This window comes from Vicinamibacterales bacterium (assembly GCA_035699745.1).
Lineage (GTDB): Bacteria > Acidobacteriota > Vicinamibacteria > Vicinamibacterales > 2-12-FULL-66-21 > JAICSD01.
On sequence record DASSPH010000031.1, the window covers coordinates 1 to 22,294 of the forward strand.

General features: G+C 68.7%; 20 protein-coding genes. 9 read left to right on the plus strand and 11 right to left on the minus strand.

Annotation, left to right across the window (positions count from 1 at the left end; translation table 11 throughout):
• On the plus strand, positions 1 to 268 hold a 268-nt coding region (locus VFK57_06025), incomplete at its 5' end, for a DEAD/DEAH box helicase family protein (protein ID HET7695247.1).
• A gap of 43 nt (positions 269 to 311) precedes the next feature.
• Here VFK57_06025 and VFK57_06030 read toward each other — a convergent pair.
• Entirely contained in the window at positions 312 to 1,325 is a 1,014-nt protein-coding gene (locus tag VFK57_06030) for an HNH endonuclease signature motif containing protein (GenBank protein HET7695248.1), read from the minus strand.
• A gap of 6 nt (positions 1,326 to 1,331) precedes the next feature.
• Between VFK57_06030 and VFK57_06035 the strand changes: the two genes are divergently transcribed.
• Complete coding sequence (locus tag VFK57_06035; GenBank protein HET7695249.1) at positions 1,332 to 1,583, plus strand: hypothetical protein; 252 nt, start codon at positions 1,332 to 1,334, stop codon at positions 1,581 to 1,583.
• A gap of 292 nt (positions 1,584 to 1,875) precedes the next feature.
• On the opposite strand, the gene VFK57_06040 is transcribed toward VFK57_06035, so the two are convergent.
• From VFK57_06040 to VFK57_06080, 9 genes are all read right to left on the minus strand, one after another.
• Positions 1,876 to 2,655 (minus strand): SprT-like domain-containing protein, encoded by a 780-nt coding sequence (locus tag VFK57_06040; GenBank protein HET7695250.1) that lies wholly within the window; start codon positions 2,653 to 2,655, stop codon positions 1,876 to 1,878.
• Positions 2,656 to 2,778: 123 nt separating this feature from the next.
• Positions 2,779 to 3,849 (minus strand): ribosome small subunit-dependent GTPase A, encoded by a 1,071-nt coding sequence (gene rsgA, locus VFK57_06045; GenBank protein ID HET7695251.1) that lies wholly within the window; start codon positions 3,847 to 3,849, stop codon positions 2,779 to 2,781.
• Between the two features lie 28 nt (positions 3,850 to 3,877).
• Positions 3,878 to 5,920: an amylo-alpha-1,6-glucosidase gene (locus tag VFK57_06050; GenBank protein ID HET7695252.1), complete on the minus strand. Its 2,043-nt coding sequence runs from the start codon at positions 5,918 to 5,920 to the stop codon at positions 3,878 to 3,880.
• Positions 5,920 to 7,785 (minus strand): malto-oligosyltrehalose trehalohydrolase, encoded by a 1,866-nt coding sequence (gene treZ / locus VFK57_06055; protein ID HET7695253.1) that lies wholly within the window; start codon positions 7,783 to 7,785, stop codon positions 5,920 to 5,922. The genes VFK57_06050 and treZ overlap by 1 nt, the downstream gene beginning before the upstream one ends.
• 30 nt (positions 7,786 to 7,815) lie before the next feature.
• Positions 7,816 to 9,357, minus strand: coding sequence for a hybrid sensor histidine kinase/response regulator (locus VFK57_06060; GenBank protein ID HET7695254.1), 1,542 nt, complete (start codon positions 9,355 to 9,357; stop codon positions 7,816 to 7,818).
• Complete coding sequence (locus VFK57_06065; GenBank protein ID HET7695255.1) at positions 9,357 to 10,055, minus strand: ATP-dependent Clp protease proteolytic subunit; 699 nt, start codon at positions 10,053 to 10,055, stop codon at positions 9,357 to 9,359. Before VFK57_06065 ends, VFK57_06060 begins: the two co-directional genes overlap by 1 nt.
• 44 nt (positions 10,056 to 10,099) lie before the next feature.
• On the minus strand, positions 10,100 to 10,591 hold the full coding sequence (locus tag VFK57_06070; protein HET7695256.1) for a hypothetical protein: 492 nt from the start codon (positions 10,589 to 10,591) through the stop codon (positions 10,100 to 10,102).
• 2 nt (positions 10,592 to 10,593) lie between these two features.
• On the minus strand, positions 10,594 to 11,097 hold the full coding sequence (locus VFK57_06075; GenBank protein ID HET7695257.1) for an SRPBCC family protein: 504 nt from the start codon (positions 11,095 to 11,097) through the stop codon (positions 10,594 to 10,596).
• Between the two features lie 41 nt (positions 11,098 to 11,138).
• Positions 11,139 to 11,648: a MarR family transcriptional regulator gene (locus VFK57_06080; GenBank protein HET7695258.1), complete on the minus strand. Its 510-nt coding sequence runs from the start codon at positions 11,646 to 11,648 to the stop codon at positions 11,139 to 11,141.
• A gap of 254 nt (positions 11,649 to 11,902) precedes the next feature.
• Here VFK57_06080 and VFK57_06085 point away from each other — a divergent pair, with 254 nt between their 5' ends.
• The 6 genes from VFK57_06085 to VFK57_06110 all read left to right on the plus strand — a co-directional run bounded on the left by VFK57_06085 (position 11,903) and on the right by VFK57_06110 (position 20,082).
• On the plus strand, positions 11,903 to 13,159 hold the full coding sequence (locus tag VFK57_06085) for an HlyD family efflux transporter periplasmic adaptor subunit (GenBank protein HET7695259.1): 1,257 nt from the start codon (positions 11,903 to 11,905) through the stop codon (positions 13,157 to 13,159).
• A gap of 65 nt (positions 13,160 to 13,224) precedes the next feature.
• Entirely contained in the window at positions 13,225 to 13,968 is a 744-nt protein-coding gene (locus VFK57_06090) for an ABC transporter ATP-binding protein (protein ID HET7695260.1), read from the plus strand.
• Positions 13,969 to 14,058: 90 nt separating this feature from the next.
• Entirely contained in the window at positions 14,059 to 16,500 is a 2,442-nt protein-coding gene (locus tag VFK57_06095; protein HET7695261.1) for an ABC transporter permease, read from the plus strand.
• Between the two features lie 30 nt (positions 16,501 to 16,530).
• Positions 16,531 to 17,955 carry a sigma-54 dependent transcriptional regulator gene (locus VFK57_06100; protein HET7695262.1) on the plus strand — a complete coding sequence of 475 codons (1,425 nt, stop codon included), beginning with the start codon at positions 16,531 to 16,533 and terminating at the stop codon, positions 17,953 to 17,955.
• 23 nt (positions 17,956 to 17,978) lie between these two features.
• Entirely contained in the window at positions 17,979 to 19,364 is a 1,386-nt protein-coding gene (locus tag VFK57_06105) for an ATP-binding protein (GenBank protein HET7695263.1), read from the plus strand.
• Between the two features lie 7 nt (positions 19,365 to 19,371).
• On the plus strand, positions 19,372 to 20,082 hold the full coding sequence (locus VFK57_06110; GenBank protein ID HET7695264.1) for a tryptophan 2,3-dioxygenase family protein: 711 nt from the start codon (positions 19,372 to 19,374) through the stop codon (positions 20,080 to 20,082).
• A gap of 61 nt (positions 20,083 to 20,143) precedes the next feature.
• On the opposite strand, the gene VFK57_06115 is transcribed toward VFK57_06110, so the two are convergent.
• The gene (locus tag VFK57_06115) at positions 20,144 to 20,941 is read right to left on the minus strand and encodes a hypothetical protein (protein HET7695265.1); all 798 of its coding nucleotides are present in this window, start codon (positions 20,939 to 20,941) and stop codon (positions 20,144 to 20,146) included.
• A 142-nt stretch (positions 20,942 to 21,083) separates the two neighbouring features.
• Here VFK57_06115 and VFK57_06120 point away from each other — a divergent pair, with 142 nt between their 5' ends.
• On the plus strand, positions 21,084 to 22,214 hold the full coding sequence (locus tag VFK57_06120; GenBank protein HET7695266.1) for a mechanosensitive ion channel family protein: 1,131 nt from the start codon (positions 21,084 to 21,086) through the stop codon (positions 22,212 to 22,214).
• Positions 22,215 to 22,294: the final 80 nt, after the last annotated feature.

Sequence of the window (22,294 nt, forward strand, 5' to 3'; positions counted from 1 at the left end):
CCTCCAGGACTACTACGACGACGGGAGTGGTCGGACGCCGCGGTATTACCAGGCGAGCGCAGTCAATGCCGCCACCGAGGCAATCGCCAAGGGTCAGAACCGGCTGCTGCTGGTCATGGCGACCGGTACGGGCAAGACCTATCCTCGGACGGCGAGATCTTCCGTTTCCGCTGCCGCCGCTGGCCGAACAGGTAGACAACCTGCACCCGGCTTGAAACAACACCGGTGGCGAGCGAGACGGGCAGGAGCCAACTTCTCGATGCGCTGATTCAAGAGACTATTGGAGACGCGCCCAATCCTTCCCACGCTCTCTAGAGAGCTTGGCTACTTAGATTGCCGCTCGGTCGGGTCCGGACCGAGTCCCCATAAATCGCCGTCGGTTCCCGAGCGACCCAAGGCCCGAACCACTCCTCCGCCTCGTACGCGTTGTGCGCCCGGCACCGCAGCTGGAGATTCCCGACCGACGCGACACCGCCGTCCGCGTGCGGAAACACGTGGTGCACCTCCAGAAACCCGCGCTCCGAACAGCGGCCAGCGTCGCCGACGAACGCGCACTGACCCCCGTCGCGAGCCCACACTGCCCTCCTCACCGCGGCGGGAATATGGCGCGAGTTCGAGGCCGTCGGCGGAGCGGTCCTGTGTGGCCGCCTGACGGCCGCCAGCTTCTTGCGTTCGAGGTCCTCCACGAGGACGGCCAGCGCCCGCTCGATGACTAGGGCCGGATCGCCGTTCGGGACGACGTGACGCAACAGCTCCTGGGCGCGGCGGAGGTGATCGTGCGCCTCGCGGGAGATCGTCACCTGCACTTTGTAGCGTTCAGGCGCCAGCGGCTTGAGGACGGCAGGTTTCCGAGGCAGCGAATCGGGGCGCAGCGCCTCACCCGGTCCGCCGTCCGCAGCCCTCGTCGCGATCGCTTCGACTGGACGCTCGTTGCTCGGCTCGGGCCCCGTCTGTCGACTGGCGAGCGGCATCGCGGCGGGAGCTGGCGGCTGCTGCGGCAGCTTCCGCACAGACGCCGCCACGTCGGGCAGCGGGTGGATCGCCGCAACGAGGCGCTCGACGTCGCGCTTGCTCTTCCGCCTGGCGCTCTCCAGCAACGCGATTTGGTTTTCTGCGGTGAGATGCGGTGCGAGCAGACCGACGGACGTCAGCGTAAGAGATCCTTCGGTCAGCAGCTCGAGAATCCTCGGGAACCGCCTCGCCGCCCGCGCGGCTTCGATTCGGCCATACGCGGCGTGCTCCGACAAGTGCAGGACCTGAGTGCAGTAGGTGAACAGCGACGAGCAACCCTGAGCCAGATACAGGCGCCGCGCGTCCAGCTCCATCAGCGCGTGAATGACATCAACCGTGGCGCGCCGTTCGCACGCCGCGAGCCGCCGGACTTCCGCGAGCAGTTCGGCATCGGTGAGCGACTCGATTGCGGAGCGAGCGTCGCTGGGCGTCATGCTCCTCTATACCATCGTCACTTTTCGACCTCCGAGCATGGCGCCGCTGCGACACAACGAGCCCAGGCCTCGACCACACTCGACGTCGATGAGTGCGTTGCCTGTGGCGAACGCAAGGAGGTGCAGGACCCGATCTGAGAAGGCGCCGCGACTGTATCGCGTCGGCGCGAAATTTCGTGTCAAGAAGAATCGTCACGGACTAGCAGAAATCTGAACTCGGTCCGGACCGAGTCGTGCTGGCACGAGCCTCGTGCCACTGCGCGCGCGCACCGTGACCTGTTCCGTCACTCCGCTGCAGTAGCCTCGGGCGAAGCACTGAAGGAGGTCACGAGTGGAGTTTTGGCTGGCCCCCAATATTGGAAGCACCGACGCTTTGAGGCTTTTCGGAGGATCACCGGCCTGGCCTCACGCACGAGAGCTACCAGGCATGTCACCCCGCTGGCGTCACGATGGCGCGCCCCTCCAGCCGCTCGCGGTCCAATCCGTCCGGATAGGTGATCATCAGGTTGTAGCGCTCGATGTCGCGATTGAATGCGTCCACGTCCTCGTTGTGCTGCCGGACGCGCCGGTTGAAGTCCCAGATCCGATCCTGCAGCGCCTCGCGCGTCATCGACGGCGCCTCGGCGTCGAGGCGCGACTGCAGCTGCCGCAGCTCGTGCAGCTCGCCCGCCAGGCGGCGGGTCGTCCGCTCGAGCGCCGTCTTCAGCTCCGCCTTCTCTTCGTCGGTGGCGACGACGCCGACGAACGCGCCGCGCTCGGCCAGCGAACGCAGGCGGGCCTGGAACTCCGGCCCGTGGGCGCCGGACGTCTCGCGCAGCGAGACATGGACCATCTCGTGGCACAGCACGGCGCGCAGCTGCCGCGGCTCCCGCGCCAGCGCGGGGTGCAGCAGGATGACCTTGCCGTTGGTCAACCCCTCCAGCCGGAAGTTCTCCGCGATCATCGGCCCGATAGCGTCGAGACCTTCCTCCCAGCGGATCCGCACCGGCGGCAGGCGGTTGTCGAAATACTGCGCGTTCACGATCGCGTAGGCGTCCGCGAGATCCGGCTCCGACGCGCGGGTCTCGTTCTGCCGCATCAGATCGTCCATGCGCACCTGGTCCGCCGCCACCACCCGCCGCCGCGGCTCGGCCCGCGGCGATCCCCCGCAGGCCAGGCACGTAGAGAGCGCCGTGACGACTGCGGCGCAGACGCTGAAGTTCCTGTTCAAATCCCCCCTCCGCACCGACGCACCGCGCACCGCGCACTGCCGCACTGCCGCACTGCCGCACTGCCGCACTGACGCACTGACGCACTGCCGCACCGCGCACCGCGCACTGCGCACTGCGCACTGCTACCCCCGCTTGTCCCTGACCCGCTTGCGCAGCGCCTTCGCGCCGATCCGGCCGGCGCGCTTCTGTTCGATGCGCGCGCGCTCGTCCTGCTGGGAGGCGAGGAACGTCTGTTCATCCTGCAGCTTGCGGAAGCTCGCGAGCCGCCCCTGGGCGAGCGTGCCGCCGGCCGCGGCGGCGACGACGGCGCAGCCCGGCTCGCTGAGATGGCGGCAGTCGCGGAAGCGGCAGTGATCGGCGAGCGCGGCAATGTCGCTGAACGCCGTGGCCGCGGGCTCGGCTGCCTCCCAGAGCTGCAGCTCGCGCATGCCCGGCGTGTCGATCAGGATGCCGCCCCCCGGCAGCAGCACCAGCTGACGCCCCGTCGTCGTGTGCCGGCCGCGGCTGTCGGACGTGCGCACTTCGTGCGTGCGCAGGATCGCTTCGCCGATCAGTCCGTTGGCGATCGAGGACTTGCCGACGCCCGACGATCCGAGGAGGGCCGCCGTGCGGCCGCGTCCAAGGCGCGCGCGCAGCGCGTCGAGCGAGGCCGGCGTCTTCGCCGATACGGTGAGGACCGGCACGTCCGGCGCAATCGCTGCGACCTGCGCCGCGAACGCGCCCGGATCCTCCACGAGATCCGCCTTGTTCAGCACCACCACCGGCGCGGCGCCGCTCTCCCATGCGGTCACCAGATACCGCTCGATCCGCCGCGGATTGAAGTCGTGATCGAGTCCCGAGACGAGAAAGACGACGTCGATGTTGGCGGCGACGACCTGCTCTTCGGTCGGGTCGCCGGCGGCACGGCGCGAGAAGTGGGTCGCGCGCGGCAGCACCGCGCGGATACGCGCCTCGTGGCCCGGCGCCGCGGCTTCGAGCGCGACCCAGTCGCCGACCGCGGGGAAGTCGGCGCGCCGCGCCGCGGCGTGGCGGAGACGGCCGGCCACGCGGGCGAGCCGCTCGCCGCCGGGGGTGATGACGCGATAGATGTGCGTGTGCTCGAGCGAGACGCGCGCGGGCTCGAGGCCGGCCTCGCGGTGCGGCGCGAACGCCGCCGCGAAGCCGGCCGTCCAACCCAGGTCTTCGAGGGTCACGGCATGACTGTACCGCAACCGCCGCGCGCTACCCCACCTTCAACCGGCAGCGCAGGACTTCGGCGACGCTCCACGCCTGCGCGACGCAGCCGCGCGGGAGGAAGGGCGGCTCGGCGTCGAACACTTCGCTGATCTGCCCGACGCACGCCTCGTCCAGGTGCCGATCGAAGCTCTCGAGCAGCGTCCGCAGCTCCGCGCGATCCGCATTCGGCAGCTTCAGCTCCGCGTCGATGTAGGGACCGATCAGCCAGGCCCAGACGGTTCCCTGGTGGTAGGCGGCGTCGCGCGCGCGCAGATCCCCGTAGTAGCGCGGCTTGTAGTCCGGCTCGTCCGGCGCGAGCGATCGCAGGCCCGCCGGCGTCAGGAGCCGTTCCCGGACCGTCCTCATCACCGGCTCCCATCGCTCGCGCTGCAGCACGGGATGCGGCAGCGCAATCGCGAACACCTGGTTGGGACGGCACGCCGGGTCGTCCCCGCCGGGCCCGTCGACGACGTCGAACAGATGCCCGCGCTCGTCGTTCCAGAACCGCCGGTTGAACGACTCGTACGCGCGGCGGGCGTGCCCGGCGAGATTCAGCTCCGCCGCGCCGCCGAATTTCTCCGTCCACGAATGCAGCAGGCAGAGCGCGTTGTACCAGAGCGCGTTCAACTCCACCGCCTTGCCGCGCCGGGGGGTGACCACCCAGTCGCCGACCTTCGCGTCCATCCACGTCAGCTGATAGCCTTCCTCCCCCTGCGTGAAGAGACCGTCCGCCGGATCGATGCGGATGCCGAACCGTGTTCCCCGGAGGTGGTGCTCGACGATGTCGATCAGCACCGGCAGCAGCAGACGCAGCGTTTCCTCGTCGCCCGTCGCCAGCGTGTAGCGCTCCATCGCGTGGAAGAACCACAGCGATGCGTCCGCCGTGTGATACAGCCCTTCGCGCTGCCCGTCGGGAAACATGTTCGGAATCAGGCCGTCGCGGACGTAGTGCGCGAACGTGCGCAGGATGTAGCCCGCCTCGCGGTAGCGGTGCGTCGACAGCGTCAGCCCCTCGAGGCTGATCATCGTGTCCCGCCCCCAGTCGGTGAACCAGTGATACCCGGCAATCACGGTCCGCACGTCGTCGCCGGCGGCGCGGGCGCGGGCGGCTTCTTCGACGCGGCCGGCGGGGCGGATGATGAACTGATCCGCCGCGAGCACCAGCTCGGCGCTGAACGCGTCGCCGCCCGGCAGGCCTGCGATCTGCAGCAGGCGCCGCCGCCGTTCGCGTTCTGCCGACGCCGCGCCTTCGGGGGACAACGCGACGATGGTCTCCCACGGTTCGGCGGAGGCGATCAACGATACCTGCCCGCCTTTCACCGCGTCGGCGCGGAAGTACCCCGGACTCCACAGCGATCCTTTCCACTGATAGCCGCGCGTCGCTTCCATCTGGTAGGGGATCCCCTCCGATCCCTTCTCGTCCAGCGTCAGCGCGGCGCGCTCGCCGAGCAGCATCATCCGCAGCACCGGCAGATCCGGGCCGGCGGACAGCTCGTAGTGATTGCCGGTGGCGGCGATCGTGTAGCTCTGCACGGGCGATTCGTCGACCGCCGCTTCGTAGCCGCGGTAGTGCACCGACGGCCGGAGATTGAAGCGGACGACGCCTTCCCCTTCGAGCACCCGATAGGTCACGTGCACGCTGTTCTGCGCGTGCGGCATGACGACGCGCTTCTCGATGGTGAAGCCGTCGACGCGGTACACCCAGACCGGCAGACCCAGCTCGAGGCGGAACTCCGCCAGATGCTCGAGGCGGTCGGCTGCATTCGGACCGGCCACTTCGTCTTCGTCGCCGAGCCAGATCACCCCCCGCCCGGGCAGCCGGACGCGCTCGAGCAGGTGATTGAGCATCACGATGCGGCCGAGCGGCGCCGGCAGCGAGGCGACGAGCATGCCGTGATAGCGGCGCGTCAGCATCCCGGCCACGGTGCCGGACGCGTAGCCGCCGAGCCCGTTCGTCACCAGCCACTCGCGCCGCGGCGGACGCTCGCCGGCGGCGATCGTCTCGTCTTCGCGGTCGCGCGGCGCGACGATGCGGCGCACCAGATCCATCATCGCGGCTCCGCCACGAGCAGCATCGCGCTGCTGCCCGGAACGATCCAGGTGCCGTCCGATTCGAGCGGCGGGGTTCCCTGCCCTCCGTACTGCGGCGCCTCGCTGCTCCACACCACGCGCCAGCCGGCGTGTGCCGGCGGCGCGAGCAGCGGCTCCCGCGCCGGTGCGAGGTCGAGATCGCAGTCGAGATTCACCACCAGGAGACGGTCGCCATGGCGGCCGTCGAGGTAGCGCAGCAGCAGCGCCGCCGACCCGAGCGTCGCCCCTTCGGGACGATACGCGCCGGCGCGCGACAGCACCGGATCCTCGCGGCGCAGCTTCAGCAGATCGCAGTGGAACGCATACGCCTCGCGATGGCGCTCCCGCTCGCCGAGATCGAGCCTCGAGGCCGCGAACGTGCGCTCGTCCCCGGGCGGCGGCAGCTGGCGGACGATCCGGTCGTCGGTGAGGCTGGGGAACTGCGCGAGAAACTCGATGCGTCCGCGCCGCACCGCTTCGGCCAGCTCCGGGTTGTGATCCGCGAAGAACAGAAACGGCCGCGTCGACGAGAACTCCTGCCCCTGGAAGAGGAGCGGCGTGGCCGGGCCGAGCAGCATCCACGCGGTGAGCGCGCGGTAGCGGCCCGGCCCCGACAGCTGGTGCAGCCGGCGGCCGAACGCGGAGTTCGCGACCTGATCGTGGTTCTCGAGATAGGTGACGAACGACGCCGGCATCAGGTCGAGCGCCGGCGTGCCGCGCCGCTGCTTCTGCCACGAGTACCACTGGCCCTGATAGAGATAGCCGTAGCGCGCGCACGAGATCAGCTCCTGCGCGGTGCCCTGGTAGTCGCGATAGTAGGCTTCCCGCCGTCCCGTCAGCGCCACCAGCGCCGTGTGATGCGCGTCGTCGTTCCACAACGCATCGAGCCCGTAACCGCCCGCCGCGGGATCGCGTACGAGCACGGTCTGCTGCGGCTCGTTCTCCGCGATGAGGTAAACCGGCAGGCGGCCGGCGGCCCGCCGGGCGGACGCCGCGAGGTCGGCGATCACGTGCGGGGTGGACGCGTCCTTCACGTCCTGCGTGGCGTCGAGCCGCAGGCCGTCGAAATGGTATTCGTCAATCCAGTAGCCGGCGTTCTGCACGAAGAACGCGCGGGCGGGTGCCGGACCTTCGAAGTTGATCGCGCGCCCCCAGTCGTTGGTGTACTTGTCGGTGAAGTAGTCGGGCGAGAACTCGCCGAGGTAGTTGCCGTCTGGACCGAGGTGGTTGTAGACGACGTCGAGGATCACGCCGAGGCCGAGCGCGTGCGCGCGATCGACGAACCCGCGCAGGTCGTCGGGCGTGCCGTAAATGTGTGCGGGCGCGTAGAGATCGACGCCGTCATAACCCCAGCCGAAGCGGCCCGGGAACTCGGCGACGGGCATCATCTCGATGACGGTGATGCCGATGCGCGCGAGCTCGTCGAGCTGCGCCGCCGCCGCCGCCCAGGTGCCTTCGGACGTGAACGTGCCGACGTGCAGCTCGTAAATGACCTGGCCGAGCGCCGTCACGCCGGTGCGGTTGTGATCCGTCCACCTGAAGGCGGAGGGATCCACGTAGGCGGAGGGTTGATGCGGACCGTCCGGCTGCCAGCGCGACGCCGGGTCGGGACGCAGCCGCTCGCCGTCGAGGCGGAACCAGTAGCGCCCGCCGGCGCGCGCGGCGGGATCGAACACGCTGTAGTGTCCGTCCGCTTCGCGGTCCATCGGCAGCACGCGCTCGTCACCGTCCGCCGGCCCGGGCAGCACGAGGTCGACTCGCTGGCACGCCGGCGCCCATACGCGCACGTGGGCGCCGCCGGTCTTCTGAAGTTCCGCGCCGATCGTCAGCTTCCGTTTGATCATCCGGTCGTGTCGGGACGCTGTCGCCAAGTGCTAACGCCGTGCCTGCCGCCGCTCGCGGCCGGTGAGGCGCGCGATCTCGGCGGTGAGAATGGCCGGCTCGACCGGCTTCGGGAGGTCGAGCGTCACGTCGGAGAGCAGGCGCCGCATTTCGGCATCGGTGCTGCTCATCGACGTCAACGCCAGCGCGGGAATCCGTCCGCCGCGGTCCGTTTCGAGCGACTGCACCTTGCCGACGACCATGTAGCCGTTCCGCTCGGACGCCGGCGAGTCGCTGACCAGCACGTCGGGGCGCCACGCCTCGAGCATCTCCAGTGCCTGCGCGACGGAGAACGCGGTCTGCACCGTCGCGCCGCGCTGCTCGAGCGCGACGCTCAGCAGGTCGCGCGCATCCTTGTCGCGATCGAGCAGCAGCACGCGCACCCCGTTCAGCGGCGGCACGGCACCGGGCGGGACCGCCGGCGCCGGCCGCGCCGGCCGCGCCGTCTGATCGGCGCGGTGGATCGGCAGCTGGATCGTGAACATCGCGCCCCCCTCGGGCGCATTCCCGGCGCGGATCTCGCCGCCGTGCCGCTCGACCAGCTCCCGCACCAGCGACAGCCCCACGCCGAGGCCGCCCACGGAGCGGGTCGGCGACGAGTCGGCCTGGGTGAACCGTTCGAAGATGCGCGGCAGGAACTCCGGCGCGATCCCCGGGCCGCTGTCGCGGACGGTGACGCAGACGTGATCGTTCGATTCGACCGTCACCGCAATCGCGCCGCCGCGCGGCGTGAACTTGATCGCGTTCGCCAGCAGCTGCCAGATCACCTGCCGCAGCCGGTTCGCGTCGCCGCGCACCACCACCGATCGCTCCGGCGCCGAGAGATCCAGTTGCACGTCCTTCGCCGTCGCGGCCGTCTTCACCTGCGCCATCGCCTCGGCAACGACCGACATCAGCGCCACCGGACGCATCTCCATCGTCAGGCGGCCGGTCAGCGCCGCGGACACGTCGAGCAGGTCGGCGGTGAGCTGGGCCTGGTGCCGCACGTTGCGCTCGATGCACTCGAAGCCGCGGGTTTCGGTCGCCGCGTCCAGCTTGCCGGTGCGAATCAGGTGCAGCCACCCGAGCACCGCATTCAGCGGGGTCCGCAGCTCGTGCGAGATCGTCCCGAGGAATTCGTCCTTCATCCGGTTGGCGGCTTCGCTCTCCATCCGCGCCGCCTGCGCCATGCCCGCTTCGTGGATCGCCTGCTCGCGGGCGCGGCGCAGCTCCGCCACGAGCGCCGTCAGCAGCAGCCCGTGCACGACGAACAGCGCGAGGTGCATTTCGAGCGCCGGGGACGATTGCGGCCGCGCGAACACCGCGCCAAGCACCGCGCCCGCCACGGTGACCGTCAGCGCCGTGCCGGTGCCGGCGAGCCAGGCACTGCCCAGCACCGCGACGCTCAGCAGCAGGAACAGGCTGCCGTCGTCCACGATCGCGGCCGAGCCGTGGTAGGCAAGAAAGATGAGGGCCACGAACGCGACCGCGACGAACGGGCGGATCGCGCGCGGGACCGCCGGAAACGGGTACTCAGCAGTGCCGCGCTCCGCCATCAGCTGTCGCTTCGCCCGTGGATGGTCAGGCCATCGGTTGATGTCTCGAGGAGCGGGGACGCGGCCTCCTCCGCCGCGGTCGCCTCGTCGCGCTCGGGCGCGACCTCCGCGCCGACCACGCGATCGATCAGTCCGTACTCCTTCGCCTTCCAGGCATCCAGGTAGAAATCGGTCCGCTTGGTGTCACGGATGATCTGCCGCAGCGGTTTGCCCGAGCGGGCCGCCATGATCCGGTAGATCTGGCTCTGCATCTGTTTCAGACGATCGAGGTGCTGCGCTGCAGCGGTCGTGGACTGCCACCCTGCCCACTTCGCCGGCTCGTGAATCATGATCCAGGAGTGCGGGAAGGCCAGGCGCTTCCCGTCGCTGGCCGCCTGGAGCACTACCGAGCCCATCGAGTACGCCATCCCCTGCACCACGATCGTGATCTCGATCCCGGTGCTGACGATGTGGCGGATGACGTCATGGATGGCCAGCCCATCCGTGACATTCCCCCCGGCGCTATTGATGTAAATCGTGATCGGGCGGCGGTTGTCGCTGGCGAGCTCGCGCAGCCGTTCGATGAACGTGCGTGCGTTGTCCTTCTCGATGTCGCCGACGAGATAGACGTCGCGCAGCCGGTCCGACTGCTCTTTCTTGAGCAGGTCCTTGACGCCGGCGACGATGTCATTGAGCAAACGGGCGTTCAGGTCGCTCATACCTGACTGGTCTCTTTACATGCTGCGTGCCGGGACGCGCCAGCTCAGCCGCGTCCGCCTGCGCCTCCGCGACGGAGGCGCTTCGGCGAGACCGCGCCCGAGCCTTCCGCGCAGGCGGCCGCATGGCGGACGCGCTGCGCGAGGGGGACGACGAACTTTTCGGCCGTGAGCGTATCGGAGAAGCTCACGACTTTCACGTCGACCAGTCCCGCCGCCTGTCCGGCGCGCATCATCTCCGATTCGGTGAGATCTTTCGAGCCCTTCGGACGCAGCGTCCAGACCACGCCGTCGGCGTGAATCCGCGGCACGAGGCTCGCCAGCCGCCGCAGATCGCCGCGATGATGGAACGTCGCGAAAATCATGTCTGCCGGCGCCGGGCCCGACGTCCGGATTCTCGCGCCCGCGGCGCGAAGCTCCTGGACGAACGCCGCGTCGCGCTCGATCCCGAGAAGGAGAACGTCGGCGCCTGCCTTGACGCCGAGCTTCTCCACCCGGCTGCGGGTGCTGACGAACTCCTCGCGTCTCGCCTTCTTCATCGTCATCGTGCGGCGGTGCGTGATTCGAGGTTCTCGACGAACTCGTCGAGCGTCGCGGTGTGCCCGAAGACGAACCGCGACATGAAGCGGAAGAACGGATTGTAGACCTCGCCGTCTTCGGTGATCGTCAGCTGCGACCCGGCGCCCGCCGGCTGAATGCGGTAGGTCCACGTGCCGCCGAACGGCAGCGACGGATCGGCGATGCGGGAGACCAGGAGACCCGGCCGGTCCATCCGCTCGAAGTACAGCGGGATCGTCATGCCCCCCGCCTCTTCGGTCCACGCCGGTTTGCCGTCGCGATCCGCGTGCCGCTGCAGCGATTTCACCCCCGGGCGCCACGCCGGGTAACGGTCGACGTCGGCGAGCAGCGCGTACAGCGCGTCCGGCGGCATCGCGATCGTCGTGGTCCGCGAAACCGAATGCGCTTTCGGCAGGCTGTAGCCGATGATTGCGACGACCACGCCGACGATCGCGATCGCGGCGGCGATGTAAACGAGCCAGCGCATGTGTCCTCCTTCGCCTGATCTCCCGCCTGACGGCGGGCTGCCTACAGTTCCCTGCGAACCGCCGAGTCTGCCGAGCCTCCTCGCCCTTGCTCCGACAGCGCGCGCGCGGCATCCGCCAGGAGCCCCAGGCCCTCGATCGCCCGCGTGCGCTGTTCGTCGGTGAGGCGCGAGACGAGCGCCTCCACCCGGGCGGGGTCGAGCACCGAACTCGCTTCGCGGATCCGGACGCCGGCGGAGGTCAGCCTCACGTGGACGCGGCGCCGGTCCTTCGCGTCCTTCAGGCGGACGACGTAGCCCTTGCGCTCGAGTCGATCGATCGAGAGCGACATGGTCGCGGCGGTGACGCCCATGTGCGCGGCCAGGTCCATGACGGTGGTCGGCTCGATCTCGTCGAGATGATCGAGGATGCTGGCCTGGTGGCGGCTGAGGAGACGCTGGGTCTGTGGATCGCGGACGTGCCTGGTGTGACACGCGAAATAGATCCGCGGATACAGGGTCATGACGGCGGTGAGGGCGGCGCCGATCGACACCATGCCGCGGGAGCGTGCCACATAATATTTTGTTTCGTCAAATCAATTCGTTAATCGGTAAGTTATTGCAAACCCGGAGGCTCCTCTTTTCGTCAAAGTCTCCGACTTCGGCGGGCGGCAGGGGCTCGCAGAACTGACCGGATCCGGGATTTTCCCATTCCGCGAGCGGTCACCGCCAGCCCCGGGCCGATTGAGAGCTCGCGAAGAAGTCCAGCGAATTCAAGCAGTTTCGCGGATCAGCCGGCTGGCACGTCCTTTTGCTTATCTCGAGAACTATGGTTGACATTGCACGTCCCTCACAGGCCAGGAAGAAGCGGATCCGCCGCATCCTCTACGCCACGGCTGCGGTCGTGGTGGTGGCCGGCATCTCTCTCGGGGTCTCGCGGCTGAAGCCCGCGGCTCCCACAGTCGATCGAGCGGTCGTGTGGATCGATTCGGTCAAGAAAGGTTCGATGCTGCGCCAGGTGCGCGGCTCGGGCACGCTCGTTCCGGAGGACATCCGCTGGATTCCGGCGCAGACGCAGGGACGCGTCGAACGCATCATTCTCCGTCCCGGCGCGCAGGTGACTCCCGACACCGTGATCCTCGAGCTGTCGAATCCGCAGCTCGAACAGGCGGTCCGCGACGCCGAACTGAGCTACCAGTCGGCGCAGGCGGCGTTCACCAACCGCAAGGCGGAGCTGCAGAGCAACCTGCTGCAGCAGGAAGCCAACCTCGCCCAGCTGGAGTCGCAGCGGAAGCAGGCGGAGCTCGATCTCGCGGCGAACGAAACGCTGTTCAAGGAGAACCTGATTTCGAAGCTGACGCTGCAGCAGAAACAGAGCCTGGCGGCGGATCTCAAGAACCGCGTGGAGGTCGATACGCGGCGCCTCACCATCACCAAGGAAGGCATCAACTCGCAGCTGGCGCCGCAGGAAGCGGACGTCAACCAGCGCAAGGCGGCGTGGGAACTGCGACGCCGCGAGCTCGGCGATCTCCGGGTCAAGGCGGGCATGACCGGCACGCTGCAGGTGGTCCCGGTGGAAGTCGGCCAGCAGGTCGGGCCCGGCACCAACCTCGCCCGGGTCGCCAACCCGACGAACCTGAAGGCGGAACTGCGGATCGCGGAAACCCAGACCAAGGACATCCGCATCGGGCAGTACGCGGAGGTCGACACGCGCAACGGAATCGTCAAAGGCCGCGTCTCACGCATCGACCCGGCCTCCACCGGCGGCACGGTCGGCGTGGACGTGATCATGGAAGGGGCGCTTCCCCCGGGCGCGCGCCCGGACCTGAGCGTCGACGGCACGATCCAGCTCGAACGGCTCGACAACATCATTTACGTCGGGCGTCCGGCATTCGGCCAGGAGAACAGCACCGTCACGATCTTCAAGGTCGCCGCGGACGGCGAGGCGGTCGCCACGAAGGTGAAGCTCGGTCGCGCCTCGGTGAACACCATCGAAGTCATCGAAGGGCTGCAGCCGGGCGACCAGGTGATTCTGTCCGACATGTCACAGTTCGATTCGTTCGATCGAGTCCAGCTCAAGGGATAGCTTAGGGAGGGGCCGGAGGGAACCGCCGCGCAGCGGCGGCCCCGACCGCCACACAAAGGAGCCATATGAACACGTCCGCGCAATCGCTCATCCACCTCGACGGCGTCACCAAGGTGTTCTTCACCGACGAGGTCGAGACGCATGCCCTCGCCGGCATCCATCTCGAGATCAAGAGCGGCGAGTACATTGCGATTGCCGGCCCGTCGGGCTGCGGCAAGTCGACGCTGCTCTCGATCCTGGGGCTGCTCGACTCCCCGACCGAAGGGCGCTACGTGCTCAACGGCAAGGAAGTGGCGGACCTGCCGCTCTCCGAGCGCGCCCGCGTGCGCAACCGCGAGATCGGGTTCATTTTCCAGAGCTTCAATCTGATCGGCGATCTCAACGTCTACGAGAACGTCGAGCTGCCGCTCACCTACCGCGGCATGAAGTCGACCGAGCGCAAGGAGCGCGTGATGGCGGCGCTCGAGAAGGTCGGCATGGCGCACCGCGCCAAGCACCTGCCCTCGCAGCTCTCCGGCGGTCAGCAGCAGCGCGTCGCCGTCGCCCGCGCCGTCGCCGGCTCGCCGTCGATCCTGCTGGCCGACGAGCCCACCGGCAACCTCGACTCGAAGAACGGCGAGGCGGTCATGGAGCTGCTCCGCGAGCTGCACCGCGAAGGGGCGACGATCTGCATGGTCACCCACGACCCGCGCTACGCGCGCCACGCCGACCGTTCCATCCACCTGTTCGACGGCCGGGTCGTCGAAGAGGACGGCAGCAAGAAGGGGGAGCGCGAGCTCGAAGAGTCCGGGTTCGACATCGCGCACTAGGCTGCAACACATCGACGCCCAATTCCCAATTCCCAACTCCCAAGCAGCCGGGTCGTTTGGGCGTTGGGAGTTGGTCGTTGGGAGTTATCCATGAGCGATCTTCGTTACGCCCTCCGGATGCTCGTCAAGAGCCCCGGGTTCAGCCTGGTCGCGATCCTCTCGCTTGCCCTCGGGATCGGCGCCAACACCGCGATCTTCACGCTGATCAACGCCGTCCTGCTGCGGCCCGTGCCGGTGCACGATCCGCAGTCGCTGGTGCTCGTCTCGACCACCGACCAGCGCAATCCCGGAAATCTGCCGCTGTCGCATCTGAACTTCAAGGACCTGCGGGCGCAGAACTCGGTGTTCACCGACATGGCCTCGCTGACGTTCAACCAGATGAACTACAGCCACAGCGAGGGGTCGGAGCAGATTCCGGTTCAGATCGTCACGGCGAATTTCTTTGCGCTGCTCGGCGCCGAGCCCGCGCTGGGGCGGAGCTTCCGGGCGGAGGAAGAGACCCAGGCGGCGCCGGTCGCGGTCGTCAGCCACGGCTTCTGGGAGCGCAGCCTCGGATCGGATCCGGCCGTCGTCGGCCGCACGATCACGCTGAACCGCACGCCGTACACGATCGTCGGCGTGGCGCCGCGGAACTTCACCGGCGTGCTGCTCGGCGGCGGACCCTCGGCGTGGATTCCGATGTCGCGCAACGTCGTCGTGCTGCCGGAATGGTACGAGACGCGGCGCGGCCTGTTCCTCTTCTCGGTGGCGCGGCTCAGGCCCGGCGCCACCGTCGAGCAGGCGCGGTCGAACCTGCGGACGGTGTTCGCCAATCTCGAACAGGCGTTTCCGGTCGACAACAAGGGGCGGAGCGCGACGGCGGTGCCGCTGCTCGAGGCCCGGCTGAACCCGAACGGGCAGGGACCGAACGTGCTGGTCCAGCAGTCCACCGTGCTGATGATCGTCGTCGGCATCGTGCTGCTGATTGCCTGCGCCAACATCGCCAATCTCCTCCTGTCGCGGGCGTCGAAGCGCCGCCGCGAAGTCGCGATCCGCCTGGCGCTCGGCGCGCGGCGCTCGCGCCTCGTGCGCCAGCTGATGACCGAATCGCTGGTGCTGGCGATTCTCGGCGGCCTCGCCGGCGTGGGGCTCGCCTCCTGGACGCTCGGCGCGATCGTCGCGGCCGAGCTCCCGCTGCCCTTCCCCGTCGATCCGGCGGCGCTGTCGCTCGATCCGCGGGTGCTCGCCTTCACGTCGGGGCTCGCGCTGCTGACCGGCGTGCTGTTCGGCCTCGCCCCGGCGCTGCAGGCGTCGAAGCCGGACGTCGTCCCGGTGCTGAAGAACGAGCTGGTGCCGTCGGCGACCGGCCATCGCGGCGTGCGCGGCCTGCTGTCGCTGCGCCAGGCGCTCGTCGTGGCGCAGGTCGCGCTCTCGTTGATCGCGCTGATCGCCGCCACGCTGTTCCTCCGCGAGCTGCGCAACGCGCAGCGGATCGACACCGGCTTCGAGACCCGCGGCGTGCTGGTGATGAACTTCAACCTGCTGCGCGAGGGCTACACCCAGGAGCGCGGCACGACGTTCTACGAGCAGATCGTCGAGCGCGCCGCCGCTCTTCCCGGCGTGCAGGGGGCGGCGATCGCGCAGTCGCCGCCGCTCGCCGGCGGGTTCGCGCGCAGCGTCTTCCCCGAGGGGGCGGACACCACCACGACGGGCCGCATCCTGGTGCAGGTGAACACCGTCGGCTTGAACTATTTCACGACCATCGGCATCCCGCTCGTCCGCGGCCGCGACTTCGCGCGCAGCGACACCGCCGGCGCGCCCAAGGTCGTCATCGTCAACCAGACGATGGCGGAGCAGTTCTGGAAGGGCGAGGATCCGATCGGCAAGCGCTTCAAGTTCTTCGGCGACGACGACTACACGTCGGTGATCGGCGTCGCGCGCGACAGCAAGTACAACGGCGTCGCGGAGGATCCGCAGAACTACATCTACCAGCCGCTGTCGCAGAACTACACGCCGCAGGCGACGCTGCACGTGCGCACCGCCGGCGACGCGGCGTCGCTCGCCAATGCGGTCCGCGCGGCGGCACGCGAGCTGGATCCGTCGCTGTCGCTGTTCAACGTGCGCACGCTCGCGGAGCAGGTCCGCCAGTCGCTGCAGGCGCTGTCGATGAACGTGCTGATGCTGACCGTGTTCGGCGCGCTGGCGCTGCTGCTGGCGTCGATCGGGCTCTACGGCGTGGCCAGCTATTCCGTGGCGCAGCGCACGCGCGAGATCGGCGTGCGCATGGCGCTCGGCGCACAGCCGTCGAGCGTCGTCGGTCTGGTGCTCGGCCAGGGGATGATCCTGGTGGGGCTCGGCCTCGCCATCGGGCTGGCGGTGGCGTACGCGGCCGCCGGATTCATGTCGTCGCTGGTGCAGATGGTCAACCCGCACGATCCGCTGACGTTCGCCGCAACCGCCGCCGCGCTGGGATCGGTCGCGGTGCTCGCCAGCTACATTCCCGCGCGCCGCGCGACGCGCATCGATCCACTGATTGCCCTGCGAACCGACTGACGGCCGGACGCCGTCAGCTGCACATACGCCATGCTGATTACCGACCACTTGAAAGACCAGCGACACGACTCACCGGAGCAGACGCGGCACGCGCCGCGGAGCAGCGAGCCGCGGGTGCTCATCGCCGACGACCAGTCGGACGTGCTCGAGGCGCTGCGCCTGCTGCTCAAGGCGGAAGGCTTCACGCTCGAGACCGCGTCCTCCCCCGCCGGCGTGCTCGCGGCGGTGGAAGCGCGCGAGTTCGACGTGGCCCTGATCGATCTGAACTACGCCCGCGACACCACCTCCGGCGAGGAGGGGCTCAACCTGCTGTCGCGCATCCAGGGGATCGACCCGACACTGCCGGTGGTGGTGATGACCGCCTGGGGCAGCGTCGAAGTGGCGGTCGAGGCGATGCGCCGCGGGGCGCGGGACTTCATCCAGAAGCCGTGGGACAACGCCCGGCTGCTGGCGATCGTCCGCACCCAGATCGAGCTGAGCCAGGCGCTGCGCAAGGGGCAGCGCCTCGAGGCCGAGAACTCCCTGCTGCGCGGCGAGGGGATGCCGAAGATCATCGCCGAGTCGACGGCGATGCAGGGCGTCCTTCAGGTCGTCTCGCGCGTCGGTCCGTCGGACGCGAACGTGCTGATCCTCGGCGAGAACGGCACCGGCAAGGGCGTGGTCGCCCGCGCGCTGCACGCCGTCTCCAGCCGGGCGTCGCGCCCGATGGTGATCGTCAACTCCGGCGGCGTGTCCGAAGGGGTGTTCGAGAGCGAGCTGTTCGGCCACGTCCGCGGCGCGTTCACCGACGCGAAGAGCGATCGCGTCGGGCGGTTCGAGCTCGCCGACCAGGGGACGCTCTTCCTCGACGAGATCGCCAACGTGCCGCTCAGCCAGCAGGCGAAGCTGCTGCGCGTCATCGAGACCGGCGAGTTCGAGCGGCTCGGATCGTCCCGCACGCGCCGGGTCGACACCCGCATCATCTCCGCGACCAACGCGAACCTCACCGACGAGGTCGCGGCCGGGCGGTTCCGCCAGGACCTGCTGTTCAGGCTCAACACCATCGAGATCCGGCTGCCCCCGCTGCGGGACCGCCGCGAGGACCTGCCGCTGCTCGCGCAGCACTTCCTGCGGCAGCACGCGCAGCGGTATCGCAAGCGGCTCACCGGCTTCGAGAGCGGTGCGATGCAGATGCTGCTCGAGCACAGCTGGCCCGGCAACGTCCGGGAGCTCGATCACGCGGTCGAGCGCTCCGTTCTCATGGCGGCCGGCCCGCTGGTCAAGCCCATCGATCTCGGCCTGCGCACCGCCAAGGACGGCGGGGGGCGGCTCGAGGACATGAGCCTGGAAGACGTCGAGTGCTTCCTGATCAAGAAGGCGATGACCCGGTTCGACGGCAACGTGAGTCAGGCCGCCAAGGCGCTGGGGTTGAGCCGTTCGGCCCTTTACCGGCGACTTCAGCGCTACGGGTTGTAACGCCGCCGCTACAATTACCCTTCGTGCCCCCTTCGAGGCCGCGCGAGCCGCGACTCAGCCACGACCGCCGCATCCTGCTGATGGCGTTCGCCTCGGCGCTGCCCGGGGCGCTCATCTCGCTGGTGTTCCTCTGGTTCACCGGCGATTTCACACCCAAGGTCCAGTGGACCCTCACGGTCGTCATCCTGGCCTTCTGCCTCGGGTTCGCCTTCGCCCTGCGCGAACGCGTCGTCCTGCCGCTGCAGACCCTGTCGAACCTCCTCGCCGCGCTCGGTGAGGGAGACTTTTCCATCCGCGCCCGCGGCGCGCGCGGCGGCGACCCGCTCGGCGAAGTGATGATCGAGGTCAACACCCTGGTCGAGACGCTGCGCCACCAGCGGCTCGACGCCCTGGAAGCGACGACGCTGCTGCGCAAGGTGATGGCGGAGATCGACGTGGCGGTGTTCACGTTCGACGAGGAACGCGAGCTGAAGTTCGTCAACCGCGCCGGCGCGCGGCTCCTGGCCCAGCCTGCCGAGCGGACGCTCGGGCGGCGCGCCGACGAACTGGGGCTCGAGGACTGCCTGACCGGCGAAGCGCCGCGCGTGATCAACACCGCGTTCCCCGGCGGCGTCGGCCGCTGGGAGATCCGCCGCAGCTCCTTCCGCCAGGGCGGGCGGCCGCACGAGCTGCTGGTGCTGTCCGACCTGAGCCAGCCGCTGCGCGAAGAGGAACGCCAGGCGTTCCAGCGCCTGATCCGCGTCATCGGGCACGAGATGAACAACTCGCTCGCGCCGATCAAGTCGATCGCCGGCAGCCTGGCGACGATTACCGAGCGCGAGCCGCTGCCGTCGGACTGGCGCGAGGACGTCCAGCGCGGCCTCAGCGTCATTGCGTCCCGGTCGGAGTCGCTGAGCCGGTTCATGAGCGCCTACGCGCGGCTGGCGAAGCTGCCGCCGCCCAAGCTCGCGCCGCTCGACGTCAGCGCCGTCGTCGATCGCGTCGTCACGCTCGAGAAGGGGCACAATATCCAGATCGCCGGCGGACCGCGGCTGACGATTCAGGGGGACAGCGATCAGCTCGAGCAGTTGCTGATCAATCTCCTCAGGAACGCGGTGGATGCCGTCCGCGAGACGGGCGGCGGCGTGCGGGTGGGGTGGCAGCGTCTGCCGGGATCGTCGCCGCCGGGCATGGAGTTGTGGGTCGAGGACGAAGGGCCCGGCCTGTCGAATACCGGGAACCTGTTCGTGCCGTTCTTCACGACGAAGCCGGGCGGGTCCGGCATCGGGCTAGTGCTGAGCCGCCAGATCGCGGAAGCGCACGGCGGTTCGCTGATGCTGGAGAATCGGGACGATCGCAGCGGGTGCCGGGCCAGCCTGCGCCTGCCGCTGCAGCCTGCCGCGCCGGCGAGACTCGAAGCCGCGGGATGACTGCTTCATGAGTGACGACCGCACGAGACCGATTCTTCCGGGGACCGCCGCGAGCGATTACGAGCGCTACCTGCGCACCGAGGAGCTGCTGTCGCTGCAGAAGACGCGCGACGAGGTCGTGCATCGCGACGAGCACCTGTTCCAGACCGTCCATCAATCGTCGGAACTGTGGCTGAAGCTGGCATGTCTCGAGATCGACGAGGCGGCAGCGCTGATCGCCGCCGGCAGCCCGGCGGGCGCGACGCGGCTGCTGCGCCGCGCGTGCGACTGCATGTCGCTCGTCACCTCGCAGCTGCACATGCTCGATCATCTCTCGCCGGCGGACTACGCGGTGGTCCGCACCGCGCTCGGGCATGGCGCCGGGTTCGATTCTCCGGGCTTCCGGCAGGTGCATCGCGTATCCCCGCCGCTCGGAGAGGCCTTCGAGGCGCTGCTGGCCCGCCGCGGGGTCACGCTGCTGGATGTCTACACGCGCGGATACGAGCTCGATGATCTGTATCAGCTCGCAGAACAGTTGACGACCTGGGACGAGCGCGTGATTCTGTGGCGCTTCCACCATCTGAAGGTCGTCGAGCGGATCATCGGCGGGCACGTCATCGGCACGCAGGGAACGCCGGTGGAGGTGCTGGGGAAGCGGGTCGACGTTCGCTTCTTCCCGGCGTTGTGGGCGGTGCGCGACGAGATGACGAGGGGAAGCTCAGACGAAGCTGAGACGTGATACCGCCCCAGTCCCAAGGCCGGGAATTGACGCGGCGCTCAGCGAGCGCCGCGTCGCGCCTTTACCGGCCGCGGCCGAGCGCCTCGTCGGACCACAGCACGTGGGTGATGACCTTGTTGCCGTGGCCGAAATCGAGTTCGAAGGTCTGCGACCGCCCGTCGCGCGTCGAGCTGACCAGGCGTCCCCACTGTCCCGGCCCCTCGATATCGAGATCGCGGAACGCACCCGGCGCCGATGACGGCAGCAGCGCGCCGACGGTGGTGGTGCTGTCGAGGTGCGCGTAGATGGACTCGAGCTGGTTGTAGTCGTGGTTGTTGGGGTGCTGGTTGGTGGACGGATCGCTCGTATAGTCCATGCACGTGCCGAGATTCGGGTTGTCGAAATTCTCGTCCTGGTGCGCCAGGCCCAGGTTGTGCCCGACTTCCTGGCAGCTCACCAGATTGCGCCACGCGGTCGTGTTGTAGCGGGCGGTGTTGAAATACGTGTCGTTCAGCTTGGTGACGCCCTGCGTGATGTGCCCGCCGGAGGCCCAGATCTGCGCGATGCCGAGCCAGCCGTTGTTGCCGTAGGTGCTGTTGCACACCTCGACGCGGCCGGAGGTCGGCCGGCAGTTCTTCGGGTTCGCGCTGCCCGCGACCTTCGTCAGGTTGAGCACCGTCGACTGGCTCCAGTCGGCGATCGTCGTATTGAGAATGGAATCCCACGCGGCGCCGACGTTGTCGCCGACCTTCAGCGTGAACGGATTGGCGGTTCGTGCCCAGTGGTACCCGCCCCAGGAATGATTCGCGGAAAGCGTGCCGGCGAAGAGAATGACTGCAGCTGCAGTGGCGGCAACGGAACAGGTCGCGCGTGCTTTCATCTTGGGTGCCTCCTCCACGACGTTCGCGCCAGGGAATGCGAACGCGGGAGGGCAGTATAAGCGGGACGGGCGGCGGGGCGAAGGACAATCCGCCCGTTGCAAAACTGTAAGAAAGCTCGTCTGTTAATCTGTAAAGGATTCTATGTGGCGTCGGTTGTTCGTGGGCCCTCCCGACTGGAGTCTCGTCTGGCTCGTCGTCCTTGTCGTCGCGGGTGTGGCATGGGCCGCCGCGCACCTGGCGCGGCGCTTCTCGGCGCGGGCGATGCGCAGCATCCTGCAGGACACGCTGACCACGGCCAGTCCGCTGGTGCGGGCGCCGCTCCGCTTGATCAGCGTCGGCACGTTCCTGCTCGTGTTCTTCGTGCTCATCTTCCCCGCCTTCGAGGCGGTGGAACTGCGGCCGCGCACCGGGCTGCCGCTGCGGACGCTCAGCGACTGGGCGTTCGAGTCCGGGCTCAAGATCGTCCTGGTGCTCATCTTCGCGTTCGCCGCCGTCCGGGTCGTGGCGGTCGGCGTGAAGCGCTTCGAGCACGACGTCAATTTCGGCACCGGCCTTGACGCCATCGAGCGCTCGAAGCGGGCGCGGACGCTCGGCAGCGTGCTGAGCAACATGACCACCTTCGTGGTGATCGTCGTTGCGGCGCTGATGATCCTGCGCGAGTTCGGCGTCGACATCAGTCCGGCGCTGACCGGCGCCGGCATCATCGGCGTCGCGCTCGGCTTCGGGGCGCAGACGCTGGTCCGCGACCTGATCGGCGGGTTCTTCCTGATTCTCGACAATCGCGTCCGCGTCGGCGACGTCGTCGCCATCAACAACATCGGCGGGCTCGTCGAGGACATCAACCTGCGCACCATCATCCTGCGCGACGAGGAAGGCACCGTCCACGTCGTCCCGAACGGCGCGATCACGACGCTCGCCAACCGCAGCATGAACTTCAGCTACTACGTGGTGAACCTCCCGCTGGCGTACGGCGAAGACACGGACCGCGCCGCCGCGACCGTCAAGACGGTCGCCGACGGACTGCAGCGTGACGACGCCTACACGCCGTTCATCCTGGAGCCGCTGGAAGTGATCGGCGTCGACGAGTTCGAGCCCACCGCGGTCCGTCTGAAGGTGCGGATCAAGACCGCGCCGCTGAAGCAGTGGTTCGTGGGACGGGAACTGCGCCGCCGGGTCAACCGCGCGTTCGCAGAGCAGGGGATCGAAATGTTCTCCCCGACGAGGACCGTTACCCTGTCATCCCCCAATTCCCAAGCGCCAACCGCCAAGTAACGCCCGGGAGTTGGGAGTTGGGAGTTGACAGGGCGCCAGCTCAGTACCCACTCCCCCGCCCGCCCCCCGTCGCGCGCCCC